The sequence below is a fragment of the Paenibacillus crassostreae genome, assembly GCF_001857945.1.
Taxonomy (GTDB): domain Bacteria; phylum Bacillota; class Bacilli; order Paenibacillales; family Paenibacillaceae; genus Paenibacillus_AQ; species Paenibacillus_AQ crassostreae.
The window spans coordinates 1,377,249-1,389,475 of the sequence record NZ_CP017770.1 but is presented as its reverse complement, the minus strand read 5'-3'; the positions used below and the strand labels follow the sequence as shown (position 1 = coordinate 1,389,475).

At 39.1% G+C, this 12,227-nt stretch carries 9 protein-coding genes and 1 pseudogene; all 10 read left to right on the top strand.

Annotated elements, in window-relative coordinates:
* The first annotated feature begins 11 nt into the window (after positions 1 to 11).
* The 10 genes and pseudogenes from clpX to hemC all read left to right on the top strand — a co-directional run bounded on the left by clpX (position 12) and on the right by hemC (position 12,223).
* Entirely contained in the window at positions 12 to 1,286 is a 1,275-nt protein-coding gene (clpX, locus tag LPB68_RS06685; protein WP_068657211.1) for an ATP-dependent protease ATP-binding subunit ClpX, read from the top strand.
* A 122-nt stretch (positions 1,287 to 1,408) separates the two neighbouring features.
* Positions 1,409 to 2,524 (top strand): flavodoxin-dependent (E)-4-hydroxy-3-methylbut-2-enyl-diphosphate synthase, encoded by a 1,116-nt coding sequence (ispG, locus tag LPB68_RS06680; protein ID WP_068657214.1) that lies wholly within the window; start codon positions 1,409 to 1,411, stop codon positions 2,522 to 2,524.
* Between the two features lie 198 nt (positions 2,525 to 2,722).
* A complete protein-coding gene (gene lonB / locus LPB68_RS06675) occupies positions 2,723 to 4,459 on the top strand; it encodes an ATP-dependent protease LonB (protein WP_068657215.1) in 1,737 nt (578 codons plus the stop codon).
* 84 nt (positions 4,460 to 4,543) lie between these two features.
* Complete coding sequence (gene lon / locus LPB68_RS06670) at positions 4,544 to 6,880, top strand: endopeptidase La (protein WP_068657218.1); 2,337 nt, start codon at positions 4,544 to 4,546, stop codon at positions 6,878 to 6,880.
* A 15-nt stretch (positions 6,881 to 6,895) separates the two neighbouring features.
* The gene (yihA, locus tag LPB68_RS06665; RefSeq protein WP_068657220.1) at positions 6,896 to 7,561 is read left to right on the top strand and encodes a ribosome biogenesis GTP-binding protein YihA/YsxC; all 666 of its coding nucleotides are present in this window, start codon (positions 6,896 to 6,898) and stop codon (positions 7,559 to 7,561) included.
* Between the two features lie 126 nt (positions 7,562 to 7,687).
* Positions 7,688 to 8,209 carry a hypothetical protein gene (locus LPB68_RS06660; protein ID WP_068657222.1) on the top strand — a complete coding sequence of 174 codons (522 nt, stop codon included), beginning with the start codon at positions 7,688 to 7,690 and terminating at the stop codon, positions 8,207 to 8,209.
* Between the two features lie 159 nt (positions 8,210 to 8,368).
* Entirely contained in the window at positions 8,369 to 9,763 is a 1,395-nt protein-coding gene (hemA, locus tag LPB68_RS06655) for a glutamyl-tRNA reductase (protein ID WP_068657224.1), read from the top strand.
* A gap of 16 nt (positions 9,764 to 9,779) precedes the next feature.
* Positions 9,780 to 10,607 carry a cytochrome c biogenesis protein CcsA gene (ccsA, locus tag LPB68_RS06650; RefSeq protein WP_068657226.1) on the top strand — a complete coding sequence of 276 codons (828 nt, stop codon included), beginning with the start codon at positions 9,780 to 9,782 and terminating at the stop codon, positions 10,605 to 10,607.
* A gap of 8 nt (positions 10,608 to 10,615) precedes the next feature.
* Positions 10,616 to 11,200: pseudogene (locus LPB68_RS23360) on the top strand (precorrin-2 dehydrogenase/sirohydrochlorin ferrochelatase family protein); the annotation flags it as partial.
* A 66-nt stretch (positions 11,201 to 11,266) separates the two neighbouring features.
* Positions 11,267 to 12,223 carry a hydroxymethylbilane synthase gene (gene hemC / locus LPB68_RS23355; protein WP_068657295.1) on the top strand — a complete coding sequence of 319 codons (957 nt, stop codon included), beginning with the start codon at positions 11,267 to 11,269 and terminating at the stop codon, positions 12,221 to 12,223.
* Positions 12,224 to 12,227: the final 4 nt, after the last annotated feature.

Genomic DNA, 12,227 nt, shown 5'->3' with positions numbered 1-12,227 from the left:
GGGGTGGTAATATGTTTAAGTTTAATGATGAGAAAGGCCAACTGAAATGTTCTTTCTGTGGTAAAACGCAAGAACAAGTTCGTAAATTGGTTGCAGGTCCTGGCGTTTATATATGTGACGAGTGTATTGAATTATGTACTGAAATTGTAGAGGAAGAACTTGGTCATGCGGAAGAAGTCGATTTAAAAGATATTCCGAAGCCTAAAGATATATGTGCAATCCTTGATCAATATGTGATTGGTCAGGATCAAGCTAAAAAGTCATTGTCAGTAGCGGTATATAACCATTACAAACGAATTAATACACAAAGTAAAATTGATGATGTAGAACTTTCTAAGAGTAATATTCTATTATTAGGTCCTACAGGTTCAGGTAAAACATTACTTGCTCAGACGATGGCTAAAATACTTAATGTTCCTTTTGCGATTGCGGATGCGACTTCATTAACAGAAGCTGGGTACGTGGGTGAGGATGTTGAGAATATTCTACTGAAGCTTATCCAAGCAGCAGATTATGATGTGGAGAAGGCAGAACGTGGTATCATCTATATCGATGAGATTGATAAAGTGGCTCGTAAATCGGAGAACCCATCGATCACTCGTGACGTATCAGGTGAAGGTGTACAACAGGCGTTATTGAAAATTCTTGAAGGAACCGTTGCATCTGTACCGCCACAAGGTGGACGTAAACATCCTCATCAAGAATTCATCCAAATTGATACGACAAATGTATTATTTATCTGTGGTGGTGCTTTTGACGGATTAGAACAATTAATCAAACGTCGTATCGGTAAAAAGGTTATTGGTTTTAATGCAGGAGGAGAAGCTCAGAAAGATTTGAAGCCAGGCGAATATCTATCCATGGTTCTTCCAGAAGATCTTTTGAAATTCGGACTAATTCCTGAATTTGTAGGCCGTTTACCTGTCATTTCAAGTTTGGAACCTTTAGATGAGAATACATTAGTTCGTATTCTGTCTGAGCCTAAGAATGCTTTGACTAGACAGTATCAGAAGCTACTTGAAATGGATAATGTGAACCTTGAGTTTGAACCAGCAGCATTGATAGCTATTGCTAAAGAAGCAATTAAACGCAATACAGGTGCTCGTGGATTGAGAGCTATTATAGAAGGCATTATGTTGGATATGATGTTCGAGGTTCCATCTCGTGAAGATATTGAACACTGTGTCATCACAGAACAAGTGGTACAGGATCGAATGATACCGGAATTGAACATTAAGAATCTTGATAATGACGAAGATCGTAAGAAACAGGAAGAAAGCGCCTAAATTGTTACATTCACCACTAGGCTGATGTGATTTGATTGCTGAAGTTCCACTTCTACCTTGTACGTGCATAAATTGACGTCAAGGTTAGGGGTGGAGTTTTAGCGTTAAAGAGGAGGTTGACTATGTTCTCAAGAAAAGATACTAGACCTGTTAAAGTTGGAGACTTGACTATTGGTGGTAATAACGAGGTTATTATCCAAAGTATGTGTACAACAAAGACTGCTGATGTGGAAGCAACAGTAGCTGAAATATTGCGCTTAGAAGAAGCTGGCTGTCAAATGGTGCGCGTTACTGTTAATAATGAAGAAGCAGCTGCTGCGATTAAAGAAATAAAGAAACAAATTCATATACCGCTTGTTGCAGATATTCATTTTAATTATAAATTAGCGTTAGCTGCGATTGAGAATGGTATTGATAAAGTGCGGATTAATCCAGGGAATATCGGTCGACGATCCAAGGTGGAAGAAGTCGTTAAAGCATGTAAAGAGCGCGGCATTCCTATTCGTATTGGAGTAAATGCCGGTTCACTTGAGAATCATTTACTTGAGAAATATGGCTATCCAACACCGGAAGCTATGGTAGAAAGTGCACTTTATCATATTGGGATATTGGAAGAATTGGATTTCCACGACATTATTGTTTCTCTTAAAGCATCAGATGTACCTATGGCTATTGAAGCTTATCGTAAAGCAGCTGAAGTGATCCCCTATCCTCTGCATTTAGGTATTACAGAAGCTGGAACGTTGTTCTCAGGTACAATTAAGAGCTCGGCTGGTATTGGTGCATTACTCTCTATGGGGATTGGGAACACGTTACGGATTTCGCTGAGTGCAGATCCTGTTGAGGAAGTGAAGGTAGCACGTGAGATCTTGAAATCATTTGGACTTATTTCAAATGCACCAACATTGATCTCTTGCCCAACCTGTGGAAGACTTGATATTGATTTGTTCTCTATTGCGAATGAAGTGGAAGAGTATATTTCAAAATTGAAAGTTCCAATTAAAGTTTCTGTTCTTGGATGTGCTGTAAATGGGCCAGGAGAAGCTCGAGAAGCGGACATTGGGATTGCAGGTGCACGTGGAGAAGGGATGCTTTTCCGTTATGGTGAGATGATTCGTAAGGTTCCAGAGGCTGAACTAGTTAGCGAATTGAAGAAAGAAATTGATCATATCGTGGAAGTATTCGAAGCTACAGGAGAAATTCCTGGTCGTGAACATCAACATCAACATCAATCTTAAGTATTTTTAAATGAAAAAGCTACAAGCCATAAATAAGGCTAGTAGCTTTTTTATTTTGAAATATAAGAAAGTATAAGTTTCACTTGATTTAGTACATGATTCTGTTTAAAAATCGTAAATATCGCGTTTATTGCATGTGGAAAAGGCTATACTACCAAGTAACAGTTTATTGCTAGTTATAGAAATGGGAGGGTAAGCATGAATTTAAGTATGATATTTATGTTGATTCAATTATTCTTTGGAGTTGTAATCGGGATATATTTCTGGAATCTACTCCGTGGTCAGAAAACAAATCGTACAGCTGTTGATAGAGAGTCAAGAAAAGAATTAGATAAGTTACGGAAACTGCGTTCTATTTCATTGACCAAGCCCCTTTCGGAGAAAACACGTCCACAGACGATACATGATATCGTAGGTCAAAAAGATGGTTTGCGCGCCTTGAAGGCGGCATTATGTAGTGACAATCCACAGCATGTCATTGTCTATGGCCCTCCAGGTGTTGGTAAGACTGCTGCTGCAAGGGTAGTATTGCAAGAGGCTAAGAAAAATCCTGCATCTCCGTTTAAGAATGATGCTAAATTTACAGAGATTGATGCAACAACAGCACGTTTTGATGAGAGAGGGATTGCAGATCCACTTATAGGTTCCGTTCACGATCCAATATATCAAGGCGCAGGGTCGATGGGTGTTGCTGGGATCCCCCAACCTAAGCCTGGTGCTGTGACTAAAGCGCATGGTGGAATTCTGTTTATAGATGAAATTGGCGAGTTACATTCGATACAATTAAATAAATTACTAAAGGTTCTAGAAGATCGCAAGGTTCTCCTAGAGAGTGCATATTATAACTCTGAGGATACTAACACACCAGCGTATATTCATGATATTTTTCAAAATGGTTTACCTGCAGATTTTCGCCTTGTTGGTGCTACGACTCGATCTCCACACGAGATTCCACCAGCCCTCCGTTCGCGGTGTATGGAGATATTTTTCAGACCACTGCTTCCAGAGGAGATTGGTAAGATCGCTGAAGATGCAATTCAGAAATTAGGGTTGCAACCATGCCCTGAAGCTGTAGAAGTGGTGAAGCAGTATGCTACTAACGGAAGAGAGGCCGTAAATATTATTCAACTAGGTGTTGGCTTAGCATTAACTGAGAAACGCGATACATTAGAAGCAACTGATGTGGAATGGGTAGCGAATAGTAGCCAACTTCAGCCAAGACCTGATCGTAAAATACCAACCCATCCTCAGGTTGGAATAGTCAATGGACTCGCGGTATATGGAACGAACATTGGTACATTGCTTGAGATTGAAGTATCAGCTTCTACAAGTGTTAAGGGTCAAGGGAAAATAAATATAACAGGTGTAGTTGAGGAGGAAGAGATTGGCGGCGGAACACGGACGATTCGTCGGAAAAGTATGGCGAAAGGCTCGGTTGAAAATGTTCTTACAGTTCTTCGTTTAATGGGACTTTCAGCCTGTGATTACGATTTGCATATTAATTTTCCTGGTGGTACACCGATAGATGGTCCTTCGGCCGGTATTGCTATGGCAACTGCAATTGTATCAGCAGTGAAGAACATACCGATTGATCATAGAATTGCAATGACAGGAGAGCTTAGTATTCATGGTAAAGTAAAACCCATTGGCGGCGTTATTGCAAAAGTTGAGGCTGCCTTTCAAGCCGGTGCTACAACGGTTATTATACCAAAGGATAATTGGCAAACGTTGTTTGCAAACCTCAATGGCTTACAAGTTATCCCTGTAGAGACCATTCAAGAAGTATTTCAGAATGTATTTGGAAAAGAATTGGTGAATCATTTAGAAGAAGCGCTGCTGCCAAATATTGCGGGTATTTATTCAGGGACATCGTCTTCTGTTTTGCAGGCAAAATCGATAACTCCAGGTAAAGTAACGGATTCTGGGAGTTTCTAAGAACCGTGTAATATTGGTGTTTCCATTATTTATTTGTTAAAATAATGAAGATATATAAAGAGTGCAACTGGAGGTGCGAAAACAATGGGAGGAAGTAAACCCAAAGGTCGTCGCTTTCCTTTATTGCCATTGAGAGGTCTTCTTGTATACCCAAGTATGGTGCTTCACCTAGATGTGGGTCGTGAGAAATCAGTTAAGGCATTAGAGAAAGCAATGATAGAAGATAATTTAATTCTCCTTTGTTCTCAATCTGAGGTGAACATAGAGGAGCCAACAGAAGAGGATATATTTCGAGTTGGTACAGTAGCAAAAGTGAGACAAATGTTGAAACTTCCAAACGGGACTATTCGTGTTCTTATTGAAGGAGTAGTACGAGCAGAAGTTCTTCAATATACAGATAATGAAGAGTATTACGAAGTGGTTGCACGTGAGCTTCCAGAATTAGAGAGTGATGATCCTGAAGTAGATGCTTTGATGCGGACAGTTCTAAGTCAGTTCGAGCATTATATCAATCTATCTAAGAAAGTGACTCCAGAGACATTGGCAGCTGTTTCAGATATAGAAGAACCAGGCCGATTATCGGATGTAATAACAAGTCACTTATCATTAAAAATTAAAGAAAAACAAGAAATACTCGAGACGGTTGATGTTCGGCAACGGCTAGAGAAGTTATTAGATATTCTTAATAACGAACGTGAAGTACTTGAATTAGAACGTAAGATTAGTCAACGTGTTAAGAAACAAATGGAGAAAACACAAAAGGAATATTATCTTCGTGAACAAATGAAGGCAATACAGAAGGAATTAGGTGAGAAAGAAAGTCGTGCAACCGAAGTGGATGAGCTTCGTGAGCAGTTAAATGATAAAGAACTTCCTGAGATAGTGAAGGAAAAAGTTGATAAAGAAATCGATCGTCTTGAGCGAATGCCTACTAGTTCAGCAGAAGGTGGTGTCATTCGTAATTATGTGGATTGGTTACTTGGTTTGCCCTGGAATAATATGACTGAGCATGAATTAGATATCCAGAGAGCGGAAGAGATTTTAAACGAAGATCATTATGGTCTCGAAAAACCGAAGGAACGTGTTCTGGAATACTTGGCAGTACAGAAACTTGTGAAGCAAATGAAGGGACCTATTCTATGCCTTGTTGGTCCGCCAGGTGTTGGTAAAACATCACTTGCACGATCCATTGCTAGATCTTTGGATCGGAAATTCGTGCGTATTTCACTTGGAGGTGTACGGGATGAAGCTGAGATACGGGGACATCGTCGTACGTATGTAGGGGCGATGCCAGGTCGTATCATTCAGGGAATTAAATCCGCTAACTCGATGAACCCGGTATTCCTTTTAGATGAGATTGATAAAATGGCTTCTGATTTCAGAGGAGATCCTTCATCCGCTTTGCTTGAAGTGCTTGATCCAGAGCAGAATAATACATTTAGTGACCACTTTATAGAGATTCCTTTTGACCTTTCTCAAGTTATGTTTATTACGACTGCGAACGCAATTCACAATATACCGAGACCGTTACTGGATCGTATGGAAATTCTCCATATTCCTGGCTACACAGAATTAGAGAAACTTCAGATTGCTAACCGGTATTTGTTGCCTAAACAAAAACGTGACCATGGATTAGAACCAGATCAACTTCAGATTAATGAGGACGCTTTGTTGAAAGTGATACGTGAATATACACGTGAATCAGGTGTTCGGAATCTAGAGCAACAGATTGCTACGTTATGCCGAAAGGCTGCAAAGAAAATTGTTTCTGAACATCATGCATGTATCAACATGACATCTGATGAGATAAAAGATGATCTCGGAAGTGCTAAATTCCGACATGGTATAGCGGATCTTGAAGATCAAATTGGTACCGTAACAGGGCTTGCTTGGACCGAGGTCGGTGGAGAAACATTAATGATTGAAGTGACAGTCGTGCCTGGTTCAGGTAAACTAATCTTAACAGGACAATTGGGTGATGTAATGAAGGAGTCTGCTCAGGCAGCTTTTAGTTATACTCGTTCCCAAGCTGAAGTGCTAGGCATCGATTCTAACTTCCATGAGAAGAATGATATTCATATCCATATTCCTGAAGGAGCTATTCCTAAAGACGGACCTTCTGCAGGAATTACGATTGCTACTGCACTGATTTCCGCTTTGAGTAAGAGGTTTGTCTCTAAAGATGTTGCTATGACTGGCGAAATTACACTCCGTGGACGAATTTTACCAATTGGAGGCCTGAAAGAGAAATCACTAGCTGCACATCGTGCTGGCTATAAGAAAATTTTACTCCCCAAAGATAATGAACGGGATTTAAGTGAAATTCCGGACAGCATAAAGAATGAAGTGGAATTTATACCTGTGTCGCATATGGATCAGGTTCTGCAACATGCGCTTGTGGAATATAAGGGAGTGCATTAGAGAGGGATTATTATTATGAAGGTAACGAAATCCGAGTTCGTGATTAGTGCTGTTGGCCCTGATCAATACCCGGTCGACGGCTGGCCAGAGATTGCTCTGGCAGGCCGTTCGAATGTGGGGAAGTCATCATTAATTAATAAAATGATTAATCGCAAAAATCTAGCAAGAACAAGTTCAACCCCAGGTAAAACACAGCAATTAAATTATTATGGGATTAATGATGAATTATACCTAGTCGATTTCCCAGGTTATGGATTCGCTAAAGTGTCGAAGACACAAAGACAGGCATGGGGTAAGATGATTGAGCGATATTTATTGGAAAGAGAAACATTGAAGTTATTGCTCCTTGTAGTTGATCTGCGGCATCCACCATCCAAAGATGATATGATTATGTACGATTGGGTTTCACATTATGACCTCCCTATCTGTGTTGTAGCAACGAAAGCAGATAAGCTTCCTCGTAGTCGTTGGGCTAAACAAATTAAACAAATGAAGCAATCATTAGGTCTGCGTATTGATCATCCAATGGTGTTGTTCTCATCAGATACAGGTTTAGGTAAAGATGAGTTATGGGGTATCATTAAGGCGAATATAAGAGCTTCAGAAGATGATCTTGAAGATCATGGACTAATTGTAACTGAGGACACTGAGGAAATTACTGAAGAACATACTGAAGATTAAGATTTATGATAAAGGAACCTATTTCGTCTAACGAAAGGGTTCCTTTTTTTTGCCTAAGTCGCATAGGATAGATTGGTAGCTTATTTTTAAATCGAATTAGATGTATTTTTTGGAGGTGGACGTTCCTTGCGTCGAAGAAAGAATAAAGACTTTTTATTCAAGTGCTTATTTTTATTATTAATTGGAATCCTATTATTTGAGAGTTATCAATTGTTTCAACCTGATGAGAAGAAAAAAGATGCATCTCTAATGCTTTTTGAGGTTGTCAACTTTGAAATGGAAATACTGAATTCATCATTAATGGAATCTGTTCAAATAAATAATACAAATGAGTTAGATCGGTTGAAGCTAGCTGCTTATTCCGCGAGTTTCGGACATGAGCGGATGGTTAAAGTTTTTGGGGAAGATCAAATTGTTTATTTGCCAGCTATCGAGAAATTAGTTAATATGATAACAGGTTGGCAGATTGGTGGAGATCGACCACTAAGTATGTCAGAAAAAAATATATTAGTCGAATTTAGTGCGAAATTTGCTGAAATTGTCTCTATATATGCTATTCTTGTTGATAGTGATCGTGGAATGACTTCAACACAAGCTGATAAATTAGCTACAATTGGTCAGCAATTGGATGATATTATTTCCCAGTAGAACTTATTGGTGCACAGATTCATAAACATGTCATAAAATCGTCATGATCATTTTATATGTTGTGATATAATTAACATATTGAAATTACAAACATATTATTGATTTATAGATGTTCCATTTCCAGATATTTAATACCATTTGAGGCAGGTGATTTAGTACATGCACATCGTCGTTGTAGGGTTGAACTATCGCACGGCGCCTGTGGAAGTGAGAGAAAAATTCACATTCACAGATCAGGATTTACCAGCAGCATTACAACGCTTAAAGAGTACTAAAACTGTTTTGGAAGGTGTCATTGTAGCAACTTGTAACCGTACAGAGATGTATGTCGTTGTAGACCGAATGGAAATGTGCGGTTATTTTATACGTAGTTTCATGGAGCGGTGGTTCGGTATTTCTCGCGAAGAATTTACTAAACATTTATATATATATGAAGACAAACAGGCCATTTCTCACTTGTTCCGAGTAACATGTAGTTTAGACTCTATGGTATTAGGTGAAACACAAATTTTAGGCCAAGTACGTACAGCCTTCTTACAAGCACAGAAAAATGATGCAACAGGTACGTGGTTTAATATGTTGTTTAAACAAGCAGTTACCTTAGGTAAAAGAGTTCATACGGAAACGAATATTGGAGAAAGTGCTGTTTCCATTAGTTATGCAGCGGTTGAACTAGGAAAACGTATTTTTGGGCTGTTTACTGATAAAAAGGTATTGATTCTTGGTGCTGGCAAAATGAGTGAGTTAACTGTAAAGCACTTATATGCAAATGGAGCAGCTGAAGTGATTGTTGCGAATCGTACATTGGCCCGTGCGGAAGAACTGGCAAAGAAATTCAATGGTACACCGTGTACATTGGATGCTGCCATTGCACGTTTAGATGAAGTTGATATTCTAATTAGCTCAACAGGCGCAGATAAATATGTTCTGACGGCTGATCAGGTGAAGGAAAGTATGAAACGTCGCCAATCACGCCCCATGTTTATTATCGATATAGCTGTGCCAAGAGATATAGATCCTGTTATCGGAAATATCCATAATGTATTCTTATACGATATTGATGATCTGGAGGGAATTGTAGAGAATAACATAGAAATGCGGCGTACGGAGGCATCCAAGATTGAGATTATGATTGAAGAAGAGATTATAGTGTTCAATCAATGGTTAAAGACATTGGGTGTTAGACCTGTTATACGTGCATTACAAGAGAAATCCAATATAATTCATGAAGAAACCATGGAAAGTCTTTTTAATAAGCTACCAGAATTGGATGATCATCAACGAAAGGTGATCCGTCGATTGACTAAGAGTATTGTGAATCAAATGTTACATGATCCAATCAATCGAATAAAAGAACTTACTGGTGAGAAAAATGGTGATGAAGCTCTAGAATTATTCACTCAATTATTTGCTCTAGAGTCACAGTTAAGTGAGAAAGGGGATGATGAATTAATGGTTGAATCTAAACGTACATTAATTAGTACAAGCAATAATCCATCTGATGAGACCAAGTCATCCCATTCTAAGGTATCATTGATGCCGGCCAGCCTGTAAAGGTGGGTGGCTAAGGATGGAATTATTAAGTAGAATTTATGATGCAGGCATTTATATCTATGCCCTGAGCCTTCTGTTCTTTTTCTCTGATTGCATTCGTCGCAATTTGAGAGCGAAGTGGATGGGCACAGGGTTTCTTGTTTTTGTATTTATTTTTCAGTTGATTTTTATTGGGATTCGGATTTGGAAAGAACGGATTATTCCCATTTTTACTCTTTATGATTTCTTATTTATGTTTTCATTTATTCTTGTAATTGCATCATTGTTGATGTGCTTATTTAAAAAGTCTGAATTTGCTGTTTTACTCTTAAGTGTAATTGGATTCAGTGTTCTAGTACTCAATCACTTATGGTTTGATTTTAGCAATGATCCGATGAGTGGTTGGCAAGGCGTGCATGGATTATTAGTCTTTCATATTATTTTAGCAAATCTGAGTGTGGTATCATTTACTGTTGCAGCCGTATTTGCTGGAATGTATCTCTTCTTGCATAAGAAATTAAAAGATAAGAAGTGGAATGACACAGTTAGACGTTTACCAAGTCTTGAGTCCATGGATAAATATTCCTACTTTGCGATTGTTCTAGGGATGCCACTTTTATGTGTATCATTGATCGTAGCAATCCTCTCCATTCTATCTGAAGGTCGATTAGAATTGTTCTTAGATTCTAAAGTAGTTACTACAGTCGTAGGATTATGTATCTACATCGTGTATTTCGTTAAAAGAAGATCAAAACAAAATTCTGGTGTAATTATATCTAGATGGGCCTTAATTGGTTACGTCGTTATTATCATCAATCTGCTACTGAATTCATGGTCTAAATTTCATTGGTGGACAGGAGCGTGAGTTGAACGGTGGCTGGATATATACCGATACTATTGGATTGCGAAGATCGCCATTGTCTTGTTGTAGGTGGTGGAAAGGTCGCAGAGAGAAAGATCAAGAACCTACTTGAAGCACAAGCTAAGGTAACTGTGATTAGTCCGGAGCTCACGCAAGAATTATTTGAGTATTTTAAAGAGGGTCATTTACAATGGAAACAAAGAGATTTTAATGATGGTGATACTTATGGGTATTGGATTGTTCATGCGGCAACCGATCTAGAATCAGTAAATGAGACCATAGCGATGGAAGCGAAGGGAAAAGGGATTCTCGTTAATGTAGCTAGTGATGCCAATGAAGGTACATTTATTAACCCTGCGGTAATGAAGCGTGGCCGACTTACAATAGCTGTATCGACTTTAGGTGCTGGACCAGCTATAGCAAGTAGCATTTGTGATCATTTGGCTGAACAGTACGGCGAGGAGTACGAGGTTTATCTCGAATTTTTGTATCGAATGCGTACTGAGATCAAAACAAGGATAACATCTCCTGAACAACGCGGTAGATTGTTGAGCAGATTAGCACGGAGTCCAATTCTTAAGGATATTCAACAAGGTACCTATAAGGAGTGGAGTGACGCTCAGATAGATATGTGGATTATGAATAATAAGGAGGAGAAACAAATGCGTAAGGTTATCGTAGGAAGTAGACAAAGTGCGTTAGCTTTAACCCAAACAGGACAAGTGATTCAGGCTTTAGAGAATCTGAGCCAAGAACACGGATTTGATTTTCAATTTGAAGTTAAAAAGATTATTACAAAAGGGGATCGAATTCTTGATGTAACTCTTTCCAAAGTTGGCGGAAAAGGATTGTTTGTTAAGGAAATTGAGCAGGCGATGCTTGATCGTGAAATTGATATGGCAGTTCATAGCATGAAGGATATGCCTTCTGAGTTACCTGAAGGTCTTTTGAACGCAGCTGTACCCACTCGAGTAGATGCTAGGGATGTTCTAATCTCTAAGGAAGGATTCGATCTGGATCAACTACCACAAGGTGCCAAGGTGGGTACGAGTAGCTTACGGCGTTCAAGCCAATTGAAGGCTTACAGACCAGATTTACAATTAGAATCGATTCGCGGTAATATTGATTCTCGACTACGTAAGCTTGAAGAAGGTGAATTCCAAGCAATATTACTAGCAGCAGCTGGTCTTTATCGGATGGGCTGGGAAGATCGTATTACATCCTATATTTCAATTGATATATGTCTTCCTGCTGTCGGACAAGGCGCACTAGGTATTGAATGCCGAACAGATGATGAAGACCTTCGTAGACTTCTTTCTTTATATAATGACGAACTAACTTCGATGACTGTAGCAGCAGAACGTAGATTTCTTAGTGCATTAAATGGCGGATGTCAGGTTCCTATTGGGGCACATGCTATATGGGTACAAGATGCATCAAATCATTTCCAAACGGATTCCAAACTAATACAATTAACAGGCATGGTTGGATCTCCGGAAGGAGAGATTATTTTGAAAGAAACATTAACGGGAACAGATCCCGAGAAGCTTGGTCTTGCAGTGGCCAATAAGTTAATTGCACAGGGAGCAGAGGGTATATTGGCTCAAGTAAGGGGGTAACGTA

Bases quoted from the DNA above. Each gene is read 5' to 3' on its own strand.
- hemA (WP_068657224.1), top strand. From the start codon at position 8,369: ATGCACATCGTCGTTGTAGGGTTGAACTATCGCACGGCGCCTGTGGAA.
- hemC (WP_068657295.1), top strand. From the start codon at position 11,267: ATGCGTAAGGTTATCGTAGGAAGTAGACAAAGTGCGTTAGCTTTAACC.
- ccsA (WP_068657226.1), top strand. From the start codon at position 9,780: ATGGAATTATTAAGTAGAATTTATGATGCAGGCATTTATATCTATGCC.
- lon (WP_068657218.1), top strand. From the start codon at position 4,544: ATGGGAGGAAGTAAACCCAAAGGTCGTCGCTTTCCTTTATTGCCATTG.
- yihA (WP_068657220.1), top strand. From the start codon at position 6,896: ATGAAGGTAACGAAATCCGAGTTCGTGATTAGTGCTGTTGGCCCTGAT.
- clpX (WP_068657211.1), top strand. From the start codon at position 12: ATGTTTAAGTTTAATGATGAGAAAGGCCAACTGAAATGTTCTTTCTGT.
- ispG (WP_068657214.1), top strand. From the start codon at position 1,409: ATGTTCTCAAGAAAAGATACTAGACCTGTTAAAGTTGGAGACTTGACT.
- lonB (WP_068657215.1), top strand. From the start codon at position 2,723: ATGAATTTAAGTATGATATTTATGTTGATTCAATTATTCTTTGGAGTT.